The 24,843-nt window shown below is 51.8% G+C and carries 21 protein-coding genes; 10 read left to right on the top strand and 11 right to left on the bottom strand.

Features of this window, described 5'->3' with window-relative positions:
* Positions 1–22: 22 nt before the first annotated feature.
* Together uvrA and P2W70_RS24015 are read right to left on the bottom strand one after the other, a co-directional pair.
* Complete coding sequence (gene uvrA, locus P2W70_RS24020; RefSeq protein WP_276484086.1) at positions 23–2,563, bottom strand: excinuclease ABC subunit UvrA; 2,541 nt, start codon at positions 2,561–2,563, stop codon at positions 23–25.
* A gap of 54 nt (positions 2,564–2,617) precedes the next feature.
* Positions 2,618–3,634 carry a SphA family protein gene (locus P2W70_RS24015; RefSeq protein ID WP_276484085.1) on the bottom strand — a complete coding sequence of 339 codons (1,017 nt, stop codon included), beginning with the start codon at positions 3,632–3,634 and terminating at the stop codon, positions 2,618–2,620.
* Positions 3,635–3,763: 129 nt separating this feature from the next.
* Between P2W70_RS24015 and P2W70_RS24010 the strand changes: the two genes are divergently transcribed.
* Complete coding sequence (locus tag P2W70_RS24010) at positions 3,764–6,145, top strand: ABC transporter permease (protein WP_276484084.1); 2,382 nt, start codon at positions 3,764–3,766, stop codon at positions 6,143–6,145.
* 65 nt (positions 6,146–6,210) lie between these two features.
* Here P2W70_RS24010 and P2W70_RS24005 read toward each other — a convergent pair whose 3' ends face one another.
* Entirely contained in the window at positions 6,211–7,425 is a 1,215-nt protein-coding gene (locus tag P2W70_RS24005; RefSeq protein WP_276484083.1) for an erythromycin esterase family protein, read from the bottom strand.
* A 221-nt stretch (positions 7,426–7,646) separates the two neighbouring features.
* Between P2W70_RS24005 and P2W70_RS24000 the strand changes: the two genes are divergently transcribed.
* The 4 genes from P2W70_RS24000 (at position 7,647) to P2W70_RS23985 (ending at position 9,770) form a co-directional block, all read left to right on the top strand.
* The gene (locus P2W70_RS24000) at positions 7,647–8,087 is read left to right on the top strand and encodes a leucine-rich repeat domain-containing protein (protein WP_276484082.1); all 441 of its coding nucleotides are present in this window, start codon (positions 7,647–7,649) and stop codon (positions 8,085–8,087) included.
* 94 nt (positions 8,088–8,181) lie between these two features.
* Positions 8,182–8,532 carry a hypothetical protein gene (locus P2W70_RS23995; protein ID WP_276484081.1) on the top strand — a complete coding sequence of 117 codons (351 nt, stop codon included), beginning with the start codon at positions 8,182–8,184 and terminating at the stop codon, positions 8,530–8,532.
* 65 nt (positions 8,533–8,597) lie between these two features.
* Complete coding sequence (locus P2W70_RS23990; protein WP_276484080.1) at positions 8,598–9,161, top strand: hypothetical protein; 564 nt, start codon at positions 8,598–8,600, stop codon at positions 9,159–9,161.
* 30 nt (positions 9,162–9,191) lie between these two features.
* Positions 9,192–9,770, top strand: a complete 579-nt coding sequence (locus tag P2W70_RS23985; RefSeq protein WP_276484079.1) for a hypothetical protein — start codon at positions 9,192–9,194, stop codon at positions 9,768–9,770.
* Positions 9,771–9,809: 39 nt separating this feature from the next.
* Here the strand turns inward: P2W70_RS23985 and P2W70_RS23980 are convergent, their stop codons facing one another.
* The 7 genes from P2W70_RS23980 to P2W70_RS23950 all read right to left on the bottom strand — a co-directional run bounded on the left by P2W70_RS23980 (position 9,810) and on the right by P2W70_RS23950 (position 18,420).
* Positions 9,810–11,324 (bottom strand): glycoside hydrolase family 32 protein, encoded by a 1,515-nt coding sequence (locus tag P2W70_RS23980; RefSeq protein ID WP_276484078.1) that lies wholly within the window; start codon positions 11,322–11,324, stop codon positions 9,810–9,812.
* A 377-nt stretch (positions 11,325–11,701) separates the two neighbouring features.
* The gene (locus tag P2W70_RS23975) at positions 11,702–12,475 is read right to left on the bottom strand and encodes a patatin-like phospholipase family protein (RefSeq protein ID WP_276484077.1); all 774 of its coding nucleotides are present in this window, start codon (positions 12,473–12,475) and stop codon (positions 11,702–11,704) included.
* 106 nt (positions 12,476–12,581) lie between these two features.
* Positions 12,582–12,797, bottom strand: a complete 216-nt coding sequence (locus P2W70_RS23970) for a hypothetical protein (protein WP_276484076.1) — start codon at positions 12,795–12,797, stop codon at positions 12,582–12,584.
* A gap of 51 nt (positions 12,798–12,848) precedes the next feature.
* The gene (locus P2W70_RS23965) at positions 12,849–13,145 is read right to left on the bottom strand and encodes a Bor family protein (protein ID WP_276484075.1); all 297 of its coding nucleotides are present in this window, start codon (positions 13,143–13,145) and stop codon (positions 12,849–12,851) included.
* Positions 13,146–13,238: 93 nt separating this feature from the next.
* Entirely contained in the window at positions 13,239–13,958 is a 720-nt protein-coding gene (locus P2W70_RS23960; RefSeq protein ID WP_276484074.1) for an SDR family NAD(P)-dependent oxidoreductase, read from the bottom strand.
* Positions 13,959–14,109: 151 nt separating this feature from the next.
* On the bottom strand, positions 14,110–15,261 hold the full coding sequence (gene dinB / locus P2W70_RS23955; protein WP_276484073.1) for a DNA polymerase IV: 1,152 nt from the start codon (positions 15,259–15,261) through the stop codon (positions 14,110–14,112).
* Between the two features lie 3 nt (positions 15,262–15,264).
* Complete coding sequence (locus P2W70_RS23950) at positions 15,265–18,420, bottom strand: DNA polymerase III subunit alpha (protein WP_276484072.1); 3,156 nt, start codon at positions 18,418–18,420, stop codon at positions 15,265–15,267.
* 449 nt (positions 18,421–18,869) lie between these two features.
* Here P2W70_RS23950 and P2W70_RS23945 point away from each other — a divergent pair, with 449 nt between their 5' ends.
* A complete protein-coding gene (locus P2W70_RS23945; protein ID WP_276484071.1) occupies positions 18,870–19,157 on the top strand; it encodes a hypothetical protein in 288 nt (95 codons plus the stop codon).
* Positions 19,158–19,282: 125 nt separating this feature from the next.
* On the opposite strand, the gene P2W70_RS23940 is transcribed toward P2W70_RS23945, so the two are convergent.
* Positions 19,283–19,933: a protein-L-isoaspartate(D-aspartate) O-methyltransferase gene (locus P2W70_RS23940; RefSeq protein ID WP_276484070.1), complete on the bottom strand. Its 651-nt coding sequence runs from the start codon at positions 19,931–19,933 to the stop codon at positions 19,283–19,285.
* A 166-nt stretch (positions 19,934–20,099) separates the two neighbouring features.
* On the opposite strand from P2W70_RS23940, the gene P2W70_RS23935 reads away from it, so the two are divergent.
* The 4 genes from P2W70_RS23935 to P2W70_RS23920 all read left to right on the top strand — a co-directional run bounded on the left by P2W70_RS23935 (position 20,100) and on the right by P2W70_RS23920 (position 24,789).
* Entirely contained in the window at positions 20,100–21,707 is a 1,608-nt protein-coding gene (locus P2W70_RS23935; RefSeq protein ID WP_276484069.1) for a Na+/H+ antiporter, read from the top strand.
* Positions 21,708–21,810: 103 nt separating this feature from the next.
* Positions 21,811–22,896 carry a helix-turn-helix domain-containing protein gene (locus P2W70_RS23930; protein ID WP_276484068.1) on the top strand — a complete coding sequence of 362 codons (1,086 nt, stop codon included), beginning with the start codon at positions 21,811–21,813 and terminating at the stop codon, positions 22,894–22,896.
* 187 nt (positions 22,897–23,083) lie between these two features.
* Positions 23,084–24,235 carry a DUF4932 domain-containing protein gene (locus tag P2W70_RS23925; RefSeq protein WP_276484067.1) on the top strand — a complete coding sequence of 384 codons (1,152 nt, stop codon included), beginning with the start codon at positions 23,084–23,086 and terminating at the stop codon, positions 24,233–24,235.
* A gap of 149 nt (positions 24,236–24,384) precedes the next feature.
* Positions 24,385–24,789 carry a DUF4259 domain-containing protein gene (locus P2W70_RS23920; RefSeq protein WP_276484066.1) on the top strand — a complete coding sequence of 135 codons (405 nt, stop codon included), beginning with the start codon at positions 24,385–24,387 and terminating at the stop codon, positions 24,787–24,789.
* Positions 24,790–24,843: the final 54 nt, after the last annotated feature.

The following is a 24,843-nucleotide window of genomic DNA, read 5'->3' as shown; positions in this document are numbered from 1 at the left end:
CAAACGCTAGCCTGGTCAGTGGTTAAGCGGGCGAAAGCGCCGCCTTTAAATAAGGCGCCGTTCTGCTATTCTTTGACTGCGCTACTTTGGCAGGTGTGCCGGCAGCTACTACTTGTCCCCCTTTGTCGCCTGCGCCTGGCCCCATATCGATGACCCAGTCGGCCTGGGCGATCAATTGCATATCGTGCTCAACTACCATCACGCTGTTGCCGGCCTCTACCAGGTTATTCAGTTGCACCATCAGTTTTTCTACATCGGATGGGTGGAGTCCTGTAGTTGGTTCGTCCAATATATACAAGGTATTGCCTCGCTGCGTACGTTGTAGTTCCGTCGCCAGTTTGATGCGCTGTGCTTCGCCGCCGGATAACTCTGTTGCCGCTTGCCCCAGGCGCAGGTAGCCCAATCCCACTTCCCTTACCATATTCAGTGCCCGGTTCAGTGCCGGCTCGTCTTCAAAGAAATGAAATGCTTCTTCTACCGTCATGGCCAGCACATCGGCAATGTTCTTCTCGCGATAGCGTACTTCCAGTGTCTTGGCATTGTAGCGCTTGCCCTGGCAGGTAGGGCAGGGCGAGTACACGCTGGGGAGAAATAACAATTCCACCATCACAAAACCTTCGCCCGAACAGGTTTCACAGCGACCCTTGGCCACGTTGAAGGAGAAGCGGCCTGCATCGTACTTGCGTGCCTTCGCCATCTTGGTAGCAGCAAACAATTTACGTACCTGGTCAAACAATCCGGTATACGTGGCGAGGTTGGAGCGTGGTGTGCGACCAATGGGTTTCTGGTCAACCCGTACCAATCGTTTGATGTGCTCGAGGCCACCGGCGATCTTGCCGGTGGTTGTTGGCATGGTCGTGTCTGTTAACTCCTCTGCATCGGGCTCGTCGTTGTCAACCTCATGCCCCAGGTGAGTGGCTACCAGGTCGACGAGTGCCTGGCTGATGAGGCTTGATTTGCCAGAACCGGATATGCCGGTAATGGCGGTGAATAGACCGAGTGGTAGATCAATATCTAATTTGACGAGGTTATTGCGGGTAATGTCTCTTAACTGCAACCAGTGTTTAGCTTCTCGTGGCTCTTTGGTTACCAACTGCTGTTCGCTAAAGAGATAGCTGCGGGTACGGGATTCCGTGGCCTTGGCCAATCCTTCCAGCGGCCCGCTATATAATATGCGACCCCCTTTTTCACCGGCAGCAGGACCTACGTCTACGATCCAATCGGCTTTGCGGATCACTTCCAGCTCATGCTCTACCACAAAAATGGAGTTTCCGGAGTTCTTCAAACGGTCCAGCGCTGCCAACAATGCTTCTGTATCTGCCGGGTGTAAACCGGCAGAGGGTTCATCAAGTACGTATACGACGCCAAAGAGATTGGACTGTACTTGTGTGGCCAGCCGAAGCCGCTGTAACTCGCCCGGCGAGAGGGTAGGTGTGCTTCGCTCCAGGGCCAGGTATCCTAACCCGAGGTCGAGCAATACCGACAGGCGGTTCATGAGGTCTTGCGCTATACGGAGAATCACGATGTCTTTCTCGGGATGCTCGCCATGTTGTTTATCGTGAACAGCTTCCTTGCTTTGCGCGTAGGGAGCAAAGATATCGGCCAGCTTGCTGAGGGGCAGTGCCGCCATATCAGCGATGTCCATGCCGGCAAATTTAATGCTGAGAGCTTCCTGCTTCAGTCGCTTGCCATGGCAAAGCGGACATTCCATATTGAGCATGTATTGCATCACCCTTTTTTTCATGAGGGCGCTTTGCGTATTGGCAAAAGTGTGCATCACATGCCGCCTGGCACTCGAGAAGGTGCCCATATAGCTGGGTGGCTCTTTCCGCTTGTAAGCACGTTGCATTTCTTCGGCGGTAAGTCCTGAGTATACGGGTACGATGGGTTGTTCATCGGTGAAAAGTATCCAGTCACGGTCTTTTTTCGGAAGTTCCCTCCAGGGGAGGTCTACATCATAACCCAGCGTCATGAGTATCTCACGCAGGTTTTGTCCCTGCCAGGCAACCGGCCAGGCAGCGACGGCCCGCTCGCGGATACTGAGCGAAGGATCAGGCACCATCGATTGTTCGGTTACCTCATAAAGCCTGCCGAGGCCATGACACCTCGGACAAGCACCATCGGGCGTATTGGGTGAAAATGATTCTGCGTATAAGATGGATTGACCGGGTGGGTAATCACCAGCCCGGGAAAAGAGCATCCTGATCAGGTTGGATAGGGTGGTTACGCTGCCAACCGATGAGCGGGTGGTGGCAGCACCCCGTTGTTGCTGCAGGGCGATGGCGGGTGGTAAGCCGTCGATGCTATCAACTTCAGGTACCTCCATCTGGTGAAACAGTCGGCGGGCATAGGGTGACACGGATTCCAGGTAGCGCCGCTGTGCTTCTGCGTACAGCGTACCAAAGGCCAGCGATGATTTACCGGAGCCGGATACGCCCGTAAATACAACCAGGGCATCGCGGGGAATATCTACATCGATGTTCTGCAGGTTGTGTTCGCGGGCACCGCGAACGCGCACAAATCCATCCCTTCCTGTTGGCTGCTGGTCCTTTGGCTGCTTCATGCTGCAATTTACAGCAAAGAGAATGCCTTGCAGGTGTTGGAGGGGCGCTGTGTATTATTTGGTCTTTTTAGGCGCCAGGAATTTGGTGTAGGGGGCGAGCGTAATAAAAAAGGAATTGCCTTGTGTGCGGTTGCTGGCGCCCATTTCCCCGATCCAGCGCACAAGGATGCTGGACCTGATCTTGGGGATGAAAATATTGGCTTCTGCGCCGAGACCATAAACATGGTCCTTGTTGGCCAGGTCAAACTGGCTGTTGCCGATGGCGGGGAACGTCATCTTATCGCTGGAGGTTTTGAATTGCATATAATATACTAAACCGGCATTGATGATCATGGGGAGGGGAACTCCTTTTACTGGTTTGTACCAGGTTTTACCGGCTCCGCCTTCAATGGTGAGCAAATTACCGGCCTGGACTTTGTTGTCGCCTGTGTTTTTCTTTTTGCTGTTGAGGGCATAGGAGAACATGGCTGCAAAACTCCATTCCTTTTTGGGGTCGAAGTGTACGGTGCTGCCTGCAGAAATTTCATTGGTCCACATACCGAGGCCTGCATTATCGTCACCGCCCAACTCATATTTGCCGGTGGGGATATACAAGCCATAGCCTGCGATAAAGTCGGCATGCTTGGTTTTCCACCCCAGCTGTATGGGTTGTGCGTATATGTCAGTAAAAGCCAGGGACGATTTGGTCGAGATCAGGTTGCCTTCTATTTTGTTCGACGCAAAAGCCACCAGTAGGGACGCGCCGTAATTGGCGCCGAGTATTTTTGCGTTGGTTACGATGCTTCCACCCAGACCCACCAGCGACAGGTTGATGGATGTTGCTGTTAGTTTACTTCCGCCGCCGGTTACAAATTTAGATGTATGGTAGTTGTAGAATACCACTGCTGATGCTATAGATGGAGGTGCCTGGGTGCCGGCAGAAAGGCCCATATCCCCCAGTACGTGGGTGCCTTTTAACTGAGCGTTGGTTGGCAGGAAAAGCAACAAGCCAACAACGATCAACCAGTACGCTGTATAATTCCGGTGCCGGACAGACGCCTGTCTGCCCGTGCCGACGAGTTGATGCTTCATGCCAATAGGACACCACTGGCTGAAAATTTCCGCCAACTGCCTGGTAAAAAGGCGATCCATTGCGGGCCGCGCAACATTTGTCCGGACGGTGTGTCTTTTTGCTACTCATCCACCATTCAACCAACTACTATGCGCAGCATCCACCTGAAAACAGCCTTCCGCAACCTGCGGAAGCACAAGGCATTCCACGTGCTCAATATGATGGGACTGGCCATTGGCATCGCCTGTGCCGGCCTGATCCTGCTTTGGGTTGAAGATGAACGATCGTACGATCAGATGCATACCCGATACGATCGTTTGTACCAGGTCAATATTAATAAAACATTTGACGGGCGTGTGTTTACGATGGGCTCCACACCCCGGCCGCTGGCGGCTGCCCTGGAGCAGGAATTGCCGGGCATTGAAAAAGCAGTCCGGGTATCGGATCAGCCTAAACAAGCGCTCTTCGGTTCGGGCGACCAGGCGTTGTATGCGGCCGGGCGGTATGCCGATCCTGCTATCTTCGATCTGTTTACCCTTCCTTTTATCGAGGGGGATGCGCGTACAGCCCTCCAGGAGCTGCATTCGCTGGTGATCACTGAAGCTACAGCCCGGAAGTTCTTTGGACAGGAACGTTCTGTCATTGGGCGTACCGTGCGTTTCAACAACGAGCATGATTTTATCATTACCGGTGTGTTGAAAGATCTGCCTGGCAACAGCACCTTGCAGTTTGAATGGCTGGCACCTTTCGCCTTCGATGCGCAACAGCATGATCCGGTTAGTTGGAACAGTTACGGTCCTTACACCTATGTATTGCTGAAGCCGCATATTGCCCTGGCGACAGTGAATCAGCAATTGCAGCATTTTATACATGGTAAAGATGATAGTCAGCAAAGTGATGCTTTTTTATTTGCCATGGCCGACTGGCATTTGTACAATCAGTTTGAAGAGGGGCATCAAACCGGCGGTGGCCGCATAGAGCAAGTGCGGCTGTTGACGACCATTGCCTGGATCATTTTGTTGATCGCCTGTATCAACTTTATGAACCTGGCTATTGCTGCAGGCCAGCAACGTGCCAAAGAAATAGGGGTGCGCAAGGTACTTGGCGCAGGCAGGTTGACGCTGTTCATGAAATTCGTGGGTGAGGCCATGCTCATGAGCACGTTGTCGGCAGGTGTGGCCATCGTTATTATGCTGCTCGCCCTGCCGGGGTTCAACGGGCTGATGGGAAAAGACCTGACACTGGGGCTACAAGAACCGCTGCACGGGATGGGCTTGTTGGGCTTGGTGCTGGTGTGCGGTCTGGTGGCTGGTATGTATCCTGCATTTTACCTGTCAGCCTTTAAACCGGTGCCCGTGCTGAAGGGGTTGAAGGTAAAAGCAGGTAATGCGGTGTGGGTGCGTAAAGGGTTGATCGTGTTGCAATATGCGGTATCGGTGGTATTCATCATCAGCACGATCGTCGTGTACCGCCAGTTGCAGCATGTACGTAGCCGGGAGCTTGGTTTTAATAAAGAACAACTGGTAGAGATCGATATGCAGCACAATATTGCCGGTTCCTTTGAAGTGATCAGACAAAGCCTGTTGAATTCAGGGCAGGTGGTGAATGTGGCGCTTGCAGATCATGCAACGATCAAAGGTGGGAATACAGACAGCCGGTTTAGGTGGGCGGGCAAAGACGCTACGCGGGAGGTGAGTGTTGCCTACCGTACGGTGAGTGCAGATTACCTGGCTACCTCTGGTATGCAACTGGTGGCTGGAAGGGATTTTTCTACTGCTGGTATTGCTGGCCAGCGAAACGTGCTGGTCAATGAAACGATGGCCAGGCTGATGGGGCGAGATATGGCCGTAGGGAAGGTGATAGAGACACAGCGTGGCAATGCGGATGGTGTGTATACGCCGCTTACGGTGATTGGGGTGGTAAAGGATTATGTGTTTGGTAACCTGTATGGAAAACCGGGACCGGTTATTTTGTTGACTTCGCCGGAGAAGGCGCAATTGGTCTATGTGCGCTTCAAGCCATCCTGTAAGTCGGAGCAGGCGAGTCAGATCATGGGAGATATGATGAAGCTGCACAATGCGGCGTATCCACTGGTATTTCGATATGTAGAGGATGTGTTCAATAGCCGGCTGGAAAATGAGGCGGCGATTGGCCGGGCATCGGGCATCTTCGCCGTGTTAGCAATAGTGATCTCTTGCCTGGGTTTGTTTGGCCTGGCAGCTCATTCGGCGCAACGGCGGGTGAAGGAGGTCGGTATCCGCAAGGTGCTGGGTGCTTCTTCGTTGGGGGTAATGCGCTTGTTATCGGGTGAGTTTGTATGGTTGGTGGTGATTGCCTGCGGGGTAGCTTTTCCGGTGGCGTGGTGGATGATGCATGACTGGCTGCAGGCTTTCGAGTACCGGGTTGCGATTGCCTGGTGGATCTTTGCGTTGGCGGGTGTGCTCTCGGTTATCATTGCCTTGGTGACGGTGAGCACGCAGGCCATCAAGGCAGCGCTGACCAATCCTGTTCGTGCGTTAAGGGCAGAGTGATTTGAGGTGAGCATAACAGCCATAAAAAAGGGAAACGTCGCTCCCTTTTTTATGGCTGTTTTTTTTTAGAATAATGCGGTGGTATGGCGTGTCTCTTTCAAAAAGATTAGGGCGTCGAACATGTTGGGAAGTGTTACCGGATAATAATTGCCGGTTTTAGTAGCCTTGTTGTAGCCCAGCATTTTGATGGGCCGTGGTTTTGCCCATTCGGCGCGGTCTGCAGCGCTCAGTTTGGCAAAGTCGATCAGGTAGGCAGCTGGTTGTGCGTCATTGAAGGTCTGGTTCCAGGAGTTGGCTTCGATGGGGTAGAGGTTGGCGTGTAGCAGGGAGTCCTTGAATGTATGATCTACATTGATGAACCGCGTATTAATGTAGGAGTAAGTGCCGGTACCGCCGCTTAGTCCGATGGAGTAATAGTCGTTAGGATTGCGTTTTACGATGGTGGCGCCCATCATACCTACTTCTTTCATCAGCCAGGCGTAGCGGGCGATATGCGCGCTATGTGCCCATACGATGATCTTGGCGGATGGGTCAGCTGCGTGGAAATTGATGCGCTCGCCCATGATCTCGTCTCTCGAGGTGACGATCTTTTTTAAGGTGCGCATTTCATATTCGTACCCTGATTGAGCGTGGTAGATGTATTCTTTTAAACGGGCGTCGTTGTAGTTGCCGGCGATGCAAATAGAGTCCATCTGGCGCAGTACGTGGGAATTGATGACGAATTGAGCGGGCGTTTGAGGAGTTCCTTCTTTTGTTTGCTCAAGCAGTTGCACGCAGAGGTTATTCAAGCCTTTATTGTTATAGGGAGCAGCTGCACGTTGAATGTATCGGGGAAGGATGTCGCGGTAGCTATCGTCGCAACCGGCCAGGCGCAGGTTTTTCTGTTTGATGGCTTGTTTGCGGAACCAGAAGAGGAAATTGCGCATCTCCTTCGACTGGTAGATCTCAAACAAGTGCTGCCGCATGAGCGTGTCGAGGTTTTCGGTGGACAGCTTTTCCTGCATGGCCAGCATGTCTTCATGGGGATTTTCGAGTATGACCATGTTAAACCCTTTCTCACGTAGGAGGCGCTGTGTGATGGCTGCCCGCAGATCATAGAAGTCGCCGGTGCCATGGGTATCTTCACCGATGGCGACGATGCGTTTATCGCCAATCATCTTTACGATACTATCCAGGTATTTTTCTTTGCGATCGATGGTGGTGATTGCTGAGGTGGGTACTATCTGACAAATGGCTGGCAGGGAAAGCAATATCATTAAGCTAACGAGTAAGGTGCGCATAGTGGTAAGTTTGTACAGCAAAGAAAGTGTGCCTCCAGCCGGTAGTAAAGGCCGGTTCGGCAAGGGGTGGGGTTGGGGCGACAAAAAAGAGGGGCGCCAATTACGTCGAAGAAAAAGGGGATTACGTCGAAAGGGAAACTGGGTTTGTTTGAAGTTGAAAGCGCTGTCTTTGGCTTGTGGAAATGCGGTTGTTTTTGTATGTTGTAGCAAAACGGATTGCAATGTATAAGCTTAAACTGCTATTTGTTTTGGTGGCGCTAAGCGGCTCCCTTTATTCATTCTGTCAATGCAGTGACTGTAAAACTTTAAGTGAGGCATTGAGTGACCCCGCCATGGTGAAGAAATTGAAACACAACGGCCCGCAGTCGGGTCTGATGCTGGATAGCCTTCCCGCGTCTATCGGGCTTTTACAAAATGTGGAGATCCTCTACTTGTCTGATCATAATATCAAAAGTATTCCTAAAGAGATTGGCAGCTTAAAAAAGTTAAAGGAGTTAAGCTTTGCGGGTTGTCGGCTGACATCCCTGCCGGAGGAAATATTTCAACTGACCAACCTGAAAGAATTGATCTTGTTCAGCAATCTTTTTTCGGAGGCGTATGCCCAGGAGCTTAAGGAAAAATTCAAGAAAAGACTGCCCCATACGAAAGTGATGATGGATTGATGAGGCCTTCTAAAAGGACCTGGAGCATGCGGCTTGCCAGCGAGTAGCATGACGTGTGCGGATTTGTATAAATGGAACCCTAAACCAACACGATATGTCTGATGCTGCTATTTCTTCGGAGATCGAGGCCATTCATGAGAATGTTCGATCATTACTAAAGGACAAGGTGCCAGACGGTAAAATTGTTGAACATCTGAGTGCGCTTGGTCATGAGCCCTATTATATTGAAACTGTCATTGAAAACATACGGGAGGAGGGAGAAGATCGTAAGAGTTTCAGGAACTCCCTGATCATGGGAGGTTGCTATTTGATTGGTGGAAGTGCTTTAAATGCGATTTCGTACCTGTCGGCCACTAATGTAGGTGCAGGATTCTTTTATTTGTTTTGGGGTGTGATGGTTTTGGGTGTCGTGACCATTGTTAGGGGATTTATTCTTTATAGATAACACATATGCGAGGCAGTGATTTGGTTTGTTGTACAGCTTTCGATACTTGTAGTAACGTTCGACTCATGAAAAATGTAAAATTGGTGCTTACTATTCTACTCGTTGCGCTATTGGTTGATGCCAATGTGTGCATTGGGCAGGGCATTAGCTTCAAAAAGTACACAAATCAAGCAAATAGGTTCTCTTTTGATATGCCCGCTTCCTGGTCGATCAGTTACAGCAGAGTGCAGGGGGGCTCGATCTGCACGCCGGTCTCTATCGCGGAAAGAAAAGAATACGCAGAGTGTTTTGAAGGGATTGTATTCAGGCTGGAGGTAAAGAAATTGAGCCTTGATTCTGTATTGGTGTTGGATGGTTACAAAAAGGTTGATGGGAGTTACTATACAACTGACCGGGTTCGCGACTCTGTAAAAGCTGAATACATAAAAGGTAGTAGCTGGACTGGGATTTGTCACAATAATATTTGTGGCATCTCGTGCAAGGAGACTGGTTTTCATGCGGCCGCGGGTGAATGCGAATTCTTCTATTTCTCAAGCGGCAACACAACAGTTCTACTTATGACCAATGGGAGAGCGCTCAGTGATCCTGTTCGAAAAAGGTTATTAAGCAGTTTTACATTCAATAAATAGGTGGTTAGTCAGATTGGTAATTAAGTTTATATGGCTCATACTATTCATCTCGCGTGTTATAATGAGGATTTTTCATCATCCGGAAGTATCGATTTCGGATTGTTGCAACAGGTTATTGCTACAAGAGATGATCTTCGATTGGAACGCGAAGATGGGCGTAGTACCTTGACAATTTGGAAGGAGGAGGCGAATGAATGGTGGCCGCTACTGTGGATAACGGCTGAAGATGCCTATATAAATTCAAATCCAATTTTTGAGTTTGGGCTTTACTATGACCTGGCTGGTATCGCGGAATCGGTGAAAGCCAGTATCGTTACGGAGGAGGGTCACGTTCTATACCTTTTTGGATATGGGTATATGTATGATCCTGCGGAAAAAGAAGATATGGAGATCGAGATTGGTGAGCTACAAAGCGAATTCGCCAACTCGAAGAATCTCGGATTGGCGATTAAGCATATTGCTGCTAATAGAAAACAAGTCAGCCCCATTAAGCCGTCAGTGAAGACGGAAGACTCGAAACTCGTTGCCAAACTTGAATCCAAACAACACTATCTGGTAATCGTTGTTTTCGTCATTTTAATCACTTTGCTGGTGATCAAGAAGTGTTGATGGGGGTGCGTCAACAAAACTTCCCACCGTTATGAGGCATTATTTCCAAATCGACTTAAACCCCGTCACCTGTATATCTGCCTTCCAGGGCGCTGGTGAGCTTACCTGTACCTGACCCAGTAAGGAGGTAGGGAAGAAAGTGGATGTCATCGTCGTCAGGCCGCCATCGGCAAACAATTCTACCGAGGCCACGTCTACCACCAGGGTAAGGTTGATGACGCCACCCTGTGCCATGCGGGGCGCTACATGCCGCCGGGCAAAGTTTTTCACGAAATCACTTTTCCCTGCACGCGAACGATCGATATAGTATTCATTGGATTTCTTATCGTAGCCTACCAGCAGTTCTTCGCCGGCGGGATTGGAGAGTCGGATCGAAAAGTCCTGTTTGCCTGCGGAATTTACAGAAAGGGCGTAGGGCTCGCGCAGTATGCCTGGGCGCACCAATTGGTAGTCCTTTTTGGCTATATCCCGCTGACGTACCAGCATCCGGCCCGACTTCATGAGTTCAGCCACCGGTTGTGAGATGACCCTATATCCTTCACCGGTGCGTACAAGGCCCAACTCACGGGGTATTGTCATCGCACCGCGCCAGGTGCCAGTTGGTACGCGGTCTGCATAGTCCCAGTTGCTCATCCACCCCAGGAAGATGCGTCGTTTGCCGGTATTGCTCCAGGTAATGCCCGCGTATTCATCGGGCCCATAATCCAGCCAGCGCGTTGCCTGGTCGTCCGCCGTAAACGTATGCCCATCAAACCCACCCACAAAATATTGAGTCGCGGAGCCGCCGTTTGGGCCACCGGGATTGATGTTTACGATCAGCACCCATTTCTGGTTGCCCTCATGCTCCAGCGTAAACAGGTCGGGGCATTCCCATACACCGCCATGCGCGCCTACTGCTGCGCCAAACTCGCTTTCGCGGGTCCAGTCTTTCAGGTTGGGCGACGAGTAGAAAGTAATCCTGTCTTTGGTGGCCAGGGTCATGATCCACCGATGGCTGCTTTCGTGCCACATCACCTTGGGATCACGGAAGTCGGGGATGCCAGGATTGCGGATCACCGGGTTGCCGGCGTATTTCGTCCAGGTTTTGCCCTCATCGAGGCTATAGGCTAGGCTTTGGTATTCGTGCAGCCCTTTGCCTTTCTTTTCTTCTACCGGATCGTGGTGGGTGAAGATGGCGACCATAGCCGGATTACCAGGTTTGCCGAAGCCCGAAGTGTTTTGTTCATCTATGACGGCACTGCCCGAAAATATATATCCCAGGCTATCGGGGTACAGGGCGATGGGCTGCTCTTGCCACTGGACAAGGTCTTTGCTGGTGGCGTGGCCCCAATGCATCGGCCCCCACACGGTGCCGTCGGGATAGTACTGAAAGAAAAGGTGATAGGTACCTTTGTAAAAGACCATGCCGTTGGGATCGTTGATCCAATGGGCTTTGGGCGTGAAGTGGAGTTGCGGCCGGTAGGGGAGTTGATAGGGGGGGCGCGGTTGTGCTGATGCAGACAAACCCAGGTAGAGGGTGATGATGGCAGCAAGGATGCATTTATATGGCCTCATAGCAGGAAGTGGCTATTCAGGTTGACCGATCGGAAAGTCCGATGGGAAGTTTCGCCGCTCAAAATTACAGGAAATTTGATGGAAGCCGGGCGGTCGATGTGGTAGTGGGGGACTGGATAATCTTGAGCGGGAAGGTGGTGGTTGGTTGTGTTGCTGCCGGACGGTACCCCTTAGATGCGAAAAAGGTTGATATGTGTCAAAATGAGCCTGCCAGGAAAAAAAACTTGAAAATCCTTTAGTACCGAAACGCGGATCCGTTGTTATAATAGTATAAGGATAAGGTTTAATGGTTAACGAATTTGATTAGCGACGCCCTGCATGTCTATGCGGGGTTTTTTCTTTTAGGGATGGCTGTCGTATCAGGAGGAGGAGCTGCCTCACCCCGCTACCTGCATCAATTTCTCAAACTTGGGCCGGGCTTTGGCGGCGGCTACATAACCGGCCTGGAATACTTCGTCGGCCTTCTTCACATCAAACATGCTGAATTGGTGCAGGTCGGGCTCCAGCATGACCGCGCATTGGTCAAACTTGGCCTCTATAGCCGGAGCAATGGCCATGTGAAAACACTTCTCCAGGATATTCATCTTCCCTACCGGGTTCATGACCTGCTGGCTCGATGGCTTGTTTACATGACAACCAATGATGCGGTCGCACACCGGTAGTAAGGGCTCCACGGGGAAATTATTGAGCAAGCCACCATCCACCAGCAGGCTGTCGCCGATCTTCACGGGCGCAAATACTACGGGCACCGATGCCGATGCAATCACGGGTTCATACAATGGACCACTCGAGAATACCGCTTGTTTGCTATTGGTGAAATCGGTGGCCGTCACGAAGAGCTTCGCCGCCAGGTCCTCAAACTTGTTGTGGGGAATGTATTTCTGTAAGGTCTTCAGCAATGGCTGCATCGAGAAGAACCCGTCTTTCTGCCAGAGGAAATTGGTCCAGCCAAAATACCCGTTCTGCTTTAGTATGTTGAGGATCGCATCCGGGGCATGCCCGGCCAGGTACATGGCCGCGGCAATGGCGCCCGCACTGGTGCCGGAAATGGCATGGGGTTTCAAGCCGATCTCATCGATGAATTTCAATACGCCCAGGTGGGCAAAGCCTCTGACGCCGCCACCACTGAGTACAATACCTGTTTTGTTCATGCCGGTTAAGGGTGTTGGTCCTTAAACGGAAAATTAGGTCAAATTGATGTGCCGGCGCCCGCTATTTTCCGGGACGTTTTCCGGCATACGGCTGTAATGGCCTGGGCTAGGCTTCTGAGCCAGCGGTGGAGGTGGGCGCAACCTTCGTTTTTCGGCTTAGGTAAACCACCCCCGCAATCAGTAAGAACAATAAGATCTTGCCCACTAAATAGCCGAAGCCATAGTTGGTTAGTCTGCCCAGATCGAATACCAGGATATTGATGATGCCCAACAAAAGCATGATGGCCACCACCATCGATACCCAAAATATAATCTTTCTCATATAAGTGATTAAAAAGAGAGTCGGTACAGGGACAAACTCTCTTTTATGTTCTTACCTGGTTACCGTGGTAGTGCTCGGTGCATAAATGCCAAAGGTGATCGCCGATACCAACCCATTGACGAAGGTTTGCCGGGTATGAACGGTATAGTTTTCAGCGCCCTCTGCCATTTGTTTCGAATCGGATACACCCACCGGTGCCAATCCAAAGACCACATAATGATTCCATTTAGTGGTCTGAGTGCTTCCCTGTGCCCCTTTACCTACCACACTCGTGTAGGAATAACAGGAAGTCAGTAATACGGATGACGCGACAACGATCGCGGCCATACTCATTGCTTTTTTGATCATTTTTTTCAATGTTTATTTAAAGGATTATTAGCTAATCAGCATTGGACAAGTCTTTCTGTCCCGGCAGCGGTCATTCCAGGTGATGGCTTGGTGTTACCAGTTCACCTCTTCGCCCTTGTGCAGGAACTTGCCGGTGGGGGCATAGACTCCTTGCGCGATCAGGTCGACAATGGGCGCTACCGCTTCAGCCGCCGTCAGTGGTGCTGTGGGACCGCCCATATCTGTTTGGGCCCATCCCGGGTGCACGGCATTGACCCGCACCTTTGTATCACTCAGCAAACTGGCCAGGTGCAGGGTGTAGGAATTCAGCGCCGCCTTGCTGGTATTGTAGGCAAAGGTTTTCGGCATAGCCGGCTGCGTAGCCAGCAAATGCAAGGAACCCATATTGCTCGATAGGTTGATGATCGATGCTGCCTCGCTTTTCAGCAGCAACGGCACCAAGGTATTGGTGAGCTCTACGATGCCAAAGAAATTGACCTCGAAGGTCTTCTTCAGGTCATCCCGTTCGATGGTGGTAGCGGAGTTGTTGGATAGCTCGCCATCGAGCATGACACCCGCATTGTTGACGAGTATATCGAGATGGCCATAGGTGCGTTCGATGTGTTCATACACCCAGGGAAAGGACAGGGGATTGGTCATGTCGAGTTCGATTGTCTGCGCCAATTCCCGGGCTGGCAACCGCTCCCAGGCTGCTGTTGCCTGGCGACGGTCGCGCACGCCCATTAATACAAAATGTCCCTGGGTGGTGAGTTGGTGGGTGAGCTCCCAGCCAAGCCCACGGCTGGCCCCGGTTACGAGTGCGATCTTTTTCATGCAGCTACTGCTTGTTGGTTGATTATCGGATACGCAATGATAACCGGATGGGCTGGAGTATAAAACGCCGTCGCGGCTGAACTGTCGGTATTGATCGCCCAGCTTGCTGATATTTGGGATGAGCCTGGGCTGGGTGCATGTCTATTAGGTGCTACAGTCCGCTGCCCCGCATCAGCAGGCGCTCGCCATACTGCCGTTTGATGCTGTCGATGGCCTGGTACAGCTGTACCTGGTGCTCGGTATCTTCAAACATATTGATCTGGTCATTGCCGGGCACCAGTTGTGTAAACCGCACACCGATCAGCCGCACCAGCATACGCCGCTCATAGAGTTTATCGAACAATTCCCGCACTACTTTTTGCAGCTTGTGATCGGCCGCCGTGAAGGCGATGGATTTCTGTTTGGTGACGGTGTCGAAATTGGAATACCGAAGCTTCACGGTAACGCAACCGGTTAGTTTGTTCTCCGTGCGCAGTTGAAAGGCGATGCGCTCCGTCATACGCACCAGTTGGGTATGCAGGAAGGCGATATCGATGGTATCCTGCTGGAAGGTGTTTTCGGTAGAGATGGACTTCTGCTCATGGTAGGGCACTACCGGCGTTTCATCGAGCCCCTGTGCCTTGCGCCACAGCGACTGCCCGTTCTTGCCGAGCAGGTTGGTCAGCATTTCCTGGGGTATCTCGCTCAGCACCTTGATGGTCTCTACGCCCATCTTCAGCAAGAGGAAGGCTGTTTCCTTGCCCACACCCGGCATCTTGGCCACACTGAGGGGCGCGAGAAAATTCTTTTCCTGTCCCAGTGCTACCCACATCTCCGCATTGGGCTTGCCCTCGTTGGTGGCTACTTTACTGATGAGCTTGTTGCCGGCCAATGCATAGGAGATGGGCAAGCCGCTTTCTTTAACCACCTTCTTCTTCAGGTTGCCGGTAAACTGCAGGCTGCCAAAATACTTGTCCATCCCGGTGAGGTCTACATAAAATTCATCGATCGAGGCTTTTTCAAATAGGGGCGTCGAGTCGGCGATCACCTCCGTGACGAGCCGGGAGTACTGGCTATAGGATTCCATATCGCCCTGGCGGATGATGGCCTGCGGACAAAGGCGGCGCGCCAGTTTCATCGGCATGGCCGAATGGATGCCAAACCGGCGCGCCTCGTAACTGCAGGAGGCTACAATGCCGCGGTCGCCACTACCGCCTACCAATACCGGCTTTCCCTTGAGCCGGCTGTCTTTGAGGCATTCCACGGATACAAAGAAGGTGTCGAGGTCGAAATGGGCAATATGTCGTTGGTCGCTCAGGTACATGGTTCAGAGGTTTGCGTAGGATCGTTGTTTGTAACCCAGTTTTTCGAGGAAGGATACTTCTACACTGTAGTGGCCAAAGTCTTCGATCACTTTGCCGCGTATATGGTAAAACCCTTTTCCTTTCAGGGGGTATTGCCGGAAAGAAGGGGGAAAGTGTACGGTATCTACCCAGTTTAGGTGTTCGTCGAGAAAGGCGCCAAACGACATGGTGGTATTGTTGGCCGTGGGCACCACTTTGTAGTCGATGAAGTACAATACCAGCTCTACTGGTTTGCCGAGGCAGCGGGGCAGTTCTGTAGCTGCCAGTCCCGTTGCCTGGGGCGGATCGAGCAGTTCGAACGGATTGCGGAAGGGAAAGCCCAGCAGTTCGATCTCGTCGTACATATCATCGATGGGATTGTCGCTGAGGTCGGGCAGTTGAAAGTCGACCGGCTTCTCCTTAAACAGGGCGTTGGGCAAGACCGGCGCCGAATACCGCTTCTGCAGGAAATTGGCTTCCCACAACAACTGCTTCTTCGATTTGCCGGTAAACCGGAATGCGCCGATGGAGATCAAGACATTCAATGCCTCTGCGGGCAATGCCGTGCGGGCGATGAAATCCTGCAGGTGCAGGTAAGGGCCATGCCGTTTGCGCTCGTTGACGACATAATAAGCCAGCGATTGCTCGAGGTTCTTCAGGTGTACCAATCCGGCATAGACATCTTTGCCGTTGATGTTGGTAAGGTATTCGCTGTGGTTAACGCAGGGCAGGTGAGGAATGCCGCCTGCTTTGCGCAATTCGATAAAGTAGAGCTCTGTGGTATAAAAACCGCCGAAATTATTGATCACGCCCACCATGAACTCGATGGGGTAGTAGGTCTTCAGGTAAAGGTCCTGGAAGCTTTCTACGGCAAAGCTGGCCGAATGGGCTTTGCAGAAGCTATAGCCGGCAAAGGATTCCATCTGGCGCCATACTTCACCCGCCAGCTCGGGCGTATGTCCTTTGACGGCACAGTTGTGGAAAAACTGTTCTTTCATCAGGGCAAAGCGGTTGTGGCTTCTGTATTTACCACTCATGGCACGTCGCAGCGTATCTGCCTGGGCGAGCGTGAAGCCGGCAAAATGGTGTGCTACTTTCATTACATCTTCCTGGAAGACCATCACGCCAAAGGTTTCGCCAAGGATCTCTTCCATCACCGGGTGCAGGTATTTTGTTTCCTGCGGGTTGAGGTAACGGATGATGTACTCCCGCATCATACCGCTGCTGGCCACCCCAGGCCGTATGATGGAACTGGCTACCACCAATGCTTCGTAGGTATCGCAACGCAGCTTGCTGAGCAGTTGCCGCATCGCCGGACTCTCGATATAAAAACACCCGATGGTATTAACCGATTTCAGGTTGCGCTTCACGATGGCGTCTTTCTTGAACTTCTCCACTTCATCGATCTGTATCCGGATGCCCTGGTTCTGGTATACGAGTTTTACCGTCTCTTTGATATGGCCTAGTCCCCGCTGACTCAATACATCGAGTTTGTCGAGGCTGATGTCTTCCGCAATGTGCATGTCGATCTGCGTAGTCGGGAATCCCTTGGGCGGAAAGAAGGTGGCCGAATAAGCATGGATCGGCTCTTCGGAGATCAGCATACCGCCGGCATGAATGCTGATGTGGTTGGGAAACTGGTGGATGAAGCGGCTGTAGTACAGGATCTTCCAGGTGACCTCGTCGATCACACCGAGGGCCATGGGTGATAGTTGCAGCGCAGCCATGGCTTCTTCCGTCAACCTATACTTCTTACCCAACCGCAGGATGATGGCAGCATAATTGACGGGCAGGTTATTGGTTTGGTAATAGGCTACCCCTTTGTGATAGTCATCGAAGCTGGCGGGTTCGTTACGCAATTGCTGCCAGGCTGTGAAAGCGGTGGCCGTGATGTGTGGCAGCGTCGATAAGCCGTGGATCTCCGACTCGGGCAGGCCGAATACTTTCGCCAGCTCTCTTACTACGGCACGCTCCTGGAAGGTTACGTAGGCTCCTACGAGTGATACGTACTGCTCACCATATCGTTTGAATACATAGTCGATGATCTCGTCGCGATCGAGCCAGGAGAAGTCGATATCGAAGTCGGGTGGGGAGCTGCGCTCGGGGTTGAGGAAGCGCTCGAAATACAGGTTGAGCTCCAGCGGATCGACATCTGTAATCGTGAGGCAATAGGCCACGATGCTGTTGGCGCCACTGCCCCGGCCGACGTGGTAGAAACCCCGGCTTTTGGCGTAGCGGATAATATCCCAGGTGATGAGGAAATAAGCCGTGAAGCCCAGGTCGTCGATCACCTTCAATTCTTTCTGTACACGTTCGGCGGCGGCTTTGTGATAGCCGTAGCGTTGCTTGAGACCATCGGTGGCAAGCTTGTGCAGCAGGCGCCGGTCGTCTTCGCGCGCCGTGGTGAAATACTTCCGGTTCTTCGGCGCGGGTCCATCCATTTCTATATGACAGGCTTCCTGCAACCGCAGGGTGTTGGTAATGATCGCCGGGTATTCTCCAAAGGCACGCAGCAACTGATCCTGCGGTACAAAGTATTCGTCGGCGCCACAGACAGCGGTGGGCGGTAGTTTGGATACTACTACGTTGTGGTCGATGGCACGTAACAATCTGTGTACATAATGGTAATCCTTATCCTGAAAGGTGACTGGCTGCAGCATCACCAGTTTGTCGCGGTGGGCTGCGGGCAGGCTATGCAGTTTGTTCACTTCGGAGGGGCGTACACCGATGCGTTCATTGCGCAGGAGTGTTTCTACTGGTTTGGCCAGCAACGGATAAATGATAAAACCATCGTCGGGCTGGAAGAAGAAAGTGGTAATGGCTGCCGCTGCGGGAAAGGGTTTGTTTTCCCGCAGGTGAGCCGATATAAAGCTGTTGATCCATTCAAATCCCTTGTTGTTGGCAGCGATCAGTATATAGAGTAATTCATCTCCGTTGCGTATCTCGGCGCCGAGGATAGGCTTGATGCCCGCCGCGCGGCAATGCGTAACGAATGGCCAGGCATCGGCGGTACTGTTGATATTGGTGAGCGCCATGGCCGATACACCAGCCACGCCTTTGTCGCTGCCTTCCTGCACCAGTGCTTCGGTGCTGAAAGTGCCGTACTTGAGGCTGAAGTAAGTCTTACAATTGAGGTACATAATATCCGCTTGTGCTGTTGAATGATCTTCCCTGTCTCTCTTCCATAGTGGGCAATACGAGGCCTGTAACCGTTTTTCGGTTACCTGTCTGGTATGCGCCGTTGGCAGTGTGGGAGTGTTGTGGTACAAACTTACTAAAGATATTAGTAAGTGTGTGCGCTGCGCCGTGGTGGGTGGTTGTACTGCTGCAAACGGTCATTTTTGCTGCGACCGGATGGGTAAATGCGCAAATCCGCTGAGGGACATTGTTTCACGCGATGGACATAACTGTATGCAGAACCGAAAAAGTACAAATTGTAACGAGTAAAGGATGCCTGCTAACGGTCAGAGGACAATTAGTCCTGATAAAAATACCAATGTGCCACAAAAATGTGATGCAGCGGAGGATGATTAGGACGAGGTGATGAAGGCTTAAAAGCAACTTATGCCGTACTTTGTATCCAACGACCATGCACAAGGATAATAGATACGATGTGATCAAAGTGATGATCGAAGCCGGCAAAATAACTGAATTCTCTCAGTTGTTCGAGTATATTCCCAAAAGTGTCATGGCCATCGACCTCAACTCCAGTTACCGGCGGTTGAGCCGCCTGGCCAAGCAACTGGATAAACTGGAGATGGGTGAGCTGTACGCGATCAGCAAACTGGTAGGCATCAGGATGGAGGTAGTGTATGGGTTGGCCGAAAAACAGTTCCTGGCGCGGAAAGCCGAGCCCGGCAGAAAACGAAAACATTGACGGATCGATAAACGTTTTGTACCATTAGCCTTCTTCCTACTGATAATCCAACCGTGATAAACTATTTTCCACCAGGTAATACCAGGCCATCCACTACGGATGGTTTTTTTGTGCTAATTGCTGTGTCATTGCTTGCCCGGGAGCATGGGTACAAAGGAAAATTTGTCGAATACTTCTTCGGTCAGTGCTCCGTCGACGTTTTTAGTTAGGCGCAACATGCGCTGCATGCCGGCGGGCCCCACCGGGGCTACCAGCACACCACCATTCTTTAATTGATGACCGAGTTCGACAGGGATACCAGGTGGTGCGGCGGTGAGGAGGATACTGTCGAAAGGGGCTTCATGCGGCAGCCCTGCATAGCCATCTCCATAATAGCAATGCAAATTGGGATATCGCTTCAATAGTTCGAAGTCTTTGTAGCGGTCGTAGAGTTTACGCTGTCGTTCTATGCTGTGTACGATCGCTCCCAGCTCGGCGAGTAGCACGGCCTGGTAGGCACTGCCTGTACCTACTTCGAGGATCTTGTCGCCGGGTTGTACGTGCAACAGGGCGGTCATATAGGCGACTGTAAAGGGCTGTGAGATGGTTTGGTCTTCGCCGATGGGAAAGGCCCGGTTCTCATAGGCCCGGTCTACCAGCTCGGGCGGCATAAAGGCATGGCGGGCTACGGTATTCAATGCATCCAGCAGGCGTTCGTCGGTGATGCCTTGTTTACGCAGCAGGTCAACCAATCGCTGCCTTTTTTCCCGTTGTCTTTTCGTATCTGAACCCCGCATAATATTGTCTGTGCAGCAAAATCATTGCCAATTCATGCTGCCGGCTGTCGCACTACGTTGCTGTTGTAATCCCTTTTGTACTACCTTTAAGCAACGGGTATCCCACACACTGCCAACCTGCTACAAGACTTTCTGCCTCTGCCTGCCACCAACTACTTGTTTTCTTATGCTGATACACCAGAACCTGTTGTTGATCTTATCGTTGTTCTTTTTGATGGCTTTGCTGTACCTGCTAAGCCAACGTTGGAAAATATCATATCCCATATTCCTGGTGATTGGTGGGTTGGTCATTGGTGTGGTGCCCGGCCTTCCCAAAGTAAGCCTCGATCCCGAGCTGGTGTTTCTCATTTTCTTACCGCCGTTGTTGTTTGAAGCCGCCTGGTCATCGTCGTGGGATCAGTTGTGGAAGTGGAAGCGCTCGATCCTGTTGCTGGCCTTTGGCCTGGTGCTGGTGACCTCTGCTATTGTGGCGTATTATGCGGCTGCGCTGATCCCTGGCTTCACACTCGCGCTGGGGTTCTTATTGGGCGGCATTATCTCTCCGCCCGACGCGGTGGCGGCTACATCGGTGTTGAAAGGCATGGCGGTGCCGCGCAGGGGATTGGCCATCCTGGAAGGGGAGAGCCTGGTGAATGATGCGGCTTCGCTGACGGTGTTTCGTTTTGCGGTGGCGGCGGTGATGACGGGACAATTTGTATTGCGCGAGGCAGCGGTTGATTTCCTGGTGGTGGCCATCATGGGAGCGCTGGTGGGATGGGTGATTGCCTATATCCTGTATGTCGTTTTGCGGTATTGGGCGCGTGCATCGAGTATTACAACGCCGATAACCCTGATCGCTCCCTATTTGATGTATGTGGTGGCGGAGGAATTCAACTGGTCGGGGGTACTGGCGGTGGTGAGTGGTGGATTGTTTCTGTCTTTCCGGTCGAGCAATTACCTCAACTTTGAAACACGCCTGCAAACGAAGGAGGTGTGGCAAACGGTGGGTTTCCTGCTCAATGGCTTTGTATTTATCCTCATTGGTCTTGAGTTGCCGGTGATCGTAGCGGGTATCAAGGGGTATTCTATGAGTGACCTGATCAACTCAACGTTACTGATTGCTGTGATCGTGATCGTGATCCGCATACTCGTGGTGTATATCGCCGCTTTTGTACCACGGATACTGAGTCGTCGCATCCGTGCGCGCGAGCAACCGCCGGGATTCAAGCTACCTTTTATTGTAGGGTGGGCGGGCATGCGTGGTGTAGTGTCGTTGGCGTCGGCGTTGTCGATACCCATCGTATTGCCTTCGGGAGAAGCGTTTCCGGAGCGTAACCTGATCATCTTTATCACCTTTGCCGTGATCCTGATCACACTTGTATTTCAGGGATTGACGCTGCCGCTCTTTATCCGTTGGCTAAAGGTGGAGGAAGTAGATGCGTACGTACCCACGGATCAGCAGGTGGCGACGATTCGTCTTGAACTGGGCCGGCAGGTACTGGACTTTCTCGATAGCAAATATGCCGATGATATGAAGCGGTATGAGTCCATCGCCCGCATCCGTGAGCAAAACCTGCTATCGATTACGGCACTGGAGCATACTTTGCAGAATATGGAAGATGCCAATAGTTTCCGGTCGGAGCGCAAGTTGTACAAGCAAGTGATGCTGGAGATCGTTGCCTTGCGACGCGAAAGCCTGCAAACGATGCGGGGAGAGAAGCGCTACGACGATGCGGTGATCCGGTTGCTCGAAAGTAATCTTGACCTGGAGGAGGCGCGGCTATACAGGATCTAACCGCTGCGGGGTGGGGCCGCTGCTACCGTACTATGACCTGTCGGCCTTTCATGCTTTTGCGGCCATCGGCTTTTAGCTATCTTGGGGACCAATACGATTCGTTATGGAAAGTTGGCAAACAGGTTTACTGCTGATCGCAGCGGTGCAGGGATTGTTGCTTGGGGTTACGATGGTGCTGCCCGGCAAGCAAAAGCATGTGTCGGGCATCTACCTGGGCATCATTATCCTGGTATTGTCGCTGGAACTGCTGACGGCCTGGAGTATCGGATCCGGCTACCATCATTCGCCGCAGGTGATCCCTTTCTGGTTGCTGGAATCTTATCTTTTTCTGCCGGCCGCGGCCTGGTTATTTATGCAGAGTAACCTGGTAGCTGACTTCCGGCCGCGGCCACAACATCTCCTGTTGTTTGTGCCGGGTTTTGTCGAGGTGATTACGGAATCGATCGCTTATGTATATAACCTGTCGGCTGCGCACCCCATTGCCTTGTTGCGCATCCGGGCCTGGTGGCTGGCGACGGAGATACTGCCCGTCATCTGCATGGCAGCTGTATTGGTGTGGAGTGGGCGGGCCTTATTGCAAAGGATTCGCCAGGATAAAGCGCTGGCTGCTGTTGCCGGTTTGCATCCGACGCGGTTGCTGCCGATCTTCGGGTCGTTGGCGTTGCTGGTGGTGTTGTGGGTGGCAGACGCTGTATTGCTATGGCCAGTATTTCCGGCGGTGGCCCTGCTGATCGTAGTAAGCTTATTTTCCCTCAGTTTTTTCACCTATACGCAATCATCCTTTCTGCAGGCAGTGTCCTTGGTGAAAAGCAGGCCTGCTGTGCAACCGGCCTTCCATGCCCGGCAGGATGAGCTGGAGTGGGAGCGCTTGCAGAGTCTGTTGGCCCAGGATGGTTTGTACAAGCGTTCCAAGTTGTCACTCGAGGAGCTGGCCAAATCGTTGGACCTGCCCAGTCGTTATGTATCGCACCTCATCAATACTTATCATGGCGCCAATTTCCACCAATACCTCAACAGCTGGCGGGTGCAGGAAGTGATCCGTAAGATGGCCGATCCCGCCGAGCAGCACAAAACATTGGTGGCCCTCGCGTTGGAATCGGGCTTCAGCTCCAAATCGTCTTTTCAACAGGTCTTCAAACTGCATACGGGGCAGTCGCCTTCGCAATTTGTGAAGCGGGAGGGAGAATAGCGCTTGTTGGTACAGACGCTTGATTTCAGTATCTCTCGATGAAACACCGGATGTGCCGTATGCCCCCTCATAAGGCTTGCCTGTTGTGTGCCACCAGGTCCAAAAAGCGGGTGTACACACCTGTATACCCTTGCTGCACTTGGGTTGTAGCGGGTAATGTTGCTTTCTTTGCTGTCAAATAGCAAGCATGAAAAACACGTTCTTCCTGTACTTTTTTGGATTGTTTTTTCCACTCACGATCTATGCCCAGCCTTTCCGGCATGTAAACCGGGGTAAGGCCATCGGTGTACATTTTTACAAGAATATCGAGTTCCTGGGCGCTACCTTTTTCATCGGCTCGATGGCTGCCCAGGCGGATACGGATGCGCTGCAGGCGAATACCAGGATTAAAAAACGGGATTGGTTTGCGTATGATCTTTCCCTGTACTACCGGTTCAGGTCTTTTGCAGATCACCCAGACATGAAATTAGTGTCGGCTTTTGGGGAGACGCATGGTGGTTCAGACCTTTCCCAATTGCTGACTCACCTGGCACCTTTCCCGCATGCGGTGATCCGGCCGGATAGGGACGGTCCCTGGCTGCGGCCCTTCATTCGTTCGAAAGACAGTGCTACTTCGGTAAAGGAAGTAATTGACTTCATCGAGGCTTCCAACCGGCTGTACAAAGCGATGGACTTCGAAGCCTGTCTGCGTGACAACAGAATCTTGTATGAAAAGTCTTTGCTCGAGATACGCTCGGTGCTTCCCCCGGCCGCACTCATCAAAACGATGGAGCAATTCTATCGCCATGCTTTCGATCATTATGCGTTGCTGCCGAGTCTGACCATTCCTGCCGGAATGGCGTTTGGCGTGCAACATACGGATGGCAGGAAGATCGTGGTGATGAACCTGTTTGGCCCCTTTGCCGTGCAGCAATTCAAAGACCGTGCTGCGATCAATATGGGCTTTGCGGATGCGGAGCATATCCGCGAGTTGAGTACCCATGAGTTTGGTCACTCTTTTTCCAATCCTGCAGTGCTGTTGGTGTCGAAAGAGAAGTTGAAGGCCACAGCCTGGATCTATGAGCCGGTGCGGGAGGCCATGAGCAACCAGGGGTACGATAACTGGCAGAGTTGTCTGATCGAGTATTTTGTGCGGGCGGGCGAGGTGGTGATCGCCCGCAAGATGGGCAACCCTGCTTCGGCGAATAAATTACTGAAGTCTTATGTAGAACAACGACGTTTTGTGTACCTGCCACTCTTTATAGAGCAACTGGAGGCGTATGACCGCGACCCATCTATGGCGTATGCAGACGCCGTAGCCCGGACGGTCGATCGGTTGATGGCGTTGCCGAAGCCGTAGTAATGGCGCAGGGCTTGCCGGCAAAGGCTGATAACCTACATGATATTTGCCATAACTCCAATTGCTTATATTTGATGTAGTCCTTTATTGCTTTCCTCTTACACCCGTGAAAAAGGGGGGGAATGCATTCTTATTAAAAAAATACCACAATGGGTACCTGGGCAACTGGCAGTTTTGGCAACGACGGGGCAGGAGATTGGGCAATAGCAATGCTGGAAAATCCAACTTATGATTTTCTGCGGCAATCCTTGAAAGATTCCATAGATAACCCCGATGATACATGGACGAATGAACAATCCATCGCTGCTGCAGAAACGGTATGCATATTATATGGACACATTCCGGCGGATTATGAAGAAGTAAAACATAACCTGGAACCGGCTGTTGAGTTGTTGAAACAGCAGGTGGTTCCTGCCGACATAAAAAAGTTGGCCATTGATTGTGTAGAAGCCGTAGAAAAGGCTTCCATGTTAAAGGATACGTGGGAAGGTGATCCGGATTGGGAAGCGGAAATAAAAGCCCTGAAAGAACGATTGCTGCAAATAATTGCCTAACTATATTGCCTGCAAGATAAGTGGACACGAAAAAGCCCCGCCTGGGTGACAGAC

It is taken from the genome of Paraflavitalea pollutisoli, from assembly GCF_029360705.1.
Lineage (GTDB): Bacteria > Bacteroidota > Bacteroidia > Chitinophagales > Chitinophagaceae > Paraflavitalea > Paraflavitalea pollutisoli.
Note: the sequence above shows the minus strand (reverse complement) of the source record. Positions and strands in the feature narration are given on the sequence as shown.

Coding starts and splice junctions, on each gene's coding strand:
- P2W70_RS23975 (WP_276484077.1), bottom strand. CDS start 12,475: ATGAACAAAACAGGTATTGTACTCAGTGGTGGCGGCGTCAGAGGCTTT.
- P2W70_RS23935 (WP_276484069.1), top strand. CDS start 20,100: ATGCTGATACACCAGAACCTGTTGTTGATCTTATCGTTGTTCTTTTTG.
- P2W70_RS23995 (WP_276484081.1), top strand. CDS start 8,182: ATGTCTGATGCTGCTATTTCTTCGGAGATCGAGGCCATTCATGAGAAT.
- P2W70_RS23980 (WP_276484078.1), bottom strand. CDS start 11,324: ATGAGGCCATATAAATGCATCCTTGCTGCCATCATCACCCTCTACCTG.
- P2W70_RS23920 (WP_276484066.1), top strand. CDS start 24,385: ATGGGTACCTGGGCAACTGGCAGTTTTGGCAACGACGGGGCAGGAGAT.
- P2W70_RS23925 (WP_276484067.1), top strand. CDS start 23,084: ATGAAAAACACGTTCTTCCTGTACTTTTTTGGATTGTTTTTTCCACTC.
- P2W70_RS23950 (WP_276484072.1), bottom strand. CDS start 18,420: ATGTACCTCAATTGTAAGACTTACTTCAGCCTCAAGTACGGCACTTTC.
- P2W70_RS23970 (WP_276484076.1), bottom strand. CDS start 12,797: ATGAGAAAGATTATATTTTGGGTATCGATGGTGGTGGCCATCATGCTT.
- P2W70_RS23940 (WP_276484070.1), bottom strand. CDS start 19,933: ATGCGGGGTTCAGATACGAAAAGACAACGGGAAAAAAGGCAGCGATTG.
- P2W70_RS23930 (WP_276484068.1), top strand. CDS start 21,811: ATGGAAAGTTGGCAAACAGGTTTACTGCTGATCGCAGCGGTGCAGGGA.
- P2W70_RS23945 (WP_276484071.1), top strand. CDS start 18,870: ATGCACAAGGATAATAGATACGATGTGATCAAAGTGATGATCGAAGCC.
- P2W70_RS24015 (WP_276484085.1), bottom strand. CDS start 3,634: ATGAAGCATCAACTCGTCGGCACGGGCAGACAGGCGTCTGTCCGGCAC.
- P2W70_RS23965 (WP_276484075.1), bottom strand. CDS start 13,145: ATGATCAAAAAAGCAATGAGTATGGCCGCGATCGTTGTCGCGTCATCC.
- P2W70_RS24000 (WP_276484082.1), top strand. CDS start 7,647: ATGTATAAGCTTAAACTGCTATTTGTTTTGGTGGCGCTAAGCGGCTCC.
- P2W70_RS24010 (WP_276484084.1), top strand. CDS start 3,764: ATGCGCAGCATCCACCTGAAAACAGCCTTCCGCAACCTGCGGAAGCAC.
- P2W70_RS23960 (WP_276484074.1), bottom strand. CDS start 13,958: ATGAAAAAGATCGCACTCGTAACCGGGGCCAGCCGTGGGCTTGGCTGG.
- dinB (WP_276484073.1), bottom strand. CDS start 15,261: ATGTACCTGAGCGACCAACGACATATTGCCCATTTCGACCTCGACACC.
- P2W70_RS23985 (WP_276484079.1), top strand. CDS start 9,192: ATGGCTCATACTATTCATCTCGCGTGTTATAATGAGGATTTTTCATCA.
- P2W70_RS24005 (WP_276484083.1), bottom strand. CDS start 7,425: ATGCGCACCTTACTCGTTAGCTTAATGATATTGCTTTCCCTGCCAGCC.
- P2W70_RS23990 (WP_276484080.1), top strand. CDS start 8,598: ATGAAAAATGTAAAATTGGTGCTTACTATTCTACTCGTTGCGCTATTG.
- uvrA (WP_276484086.1), bottom strand. CDS start 2,563: ATGAAGCAGCCAAAGGACCAGCAGCCAACAGGAAGGGATGGATTTGTG.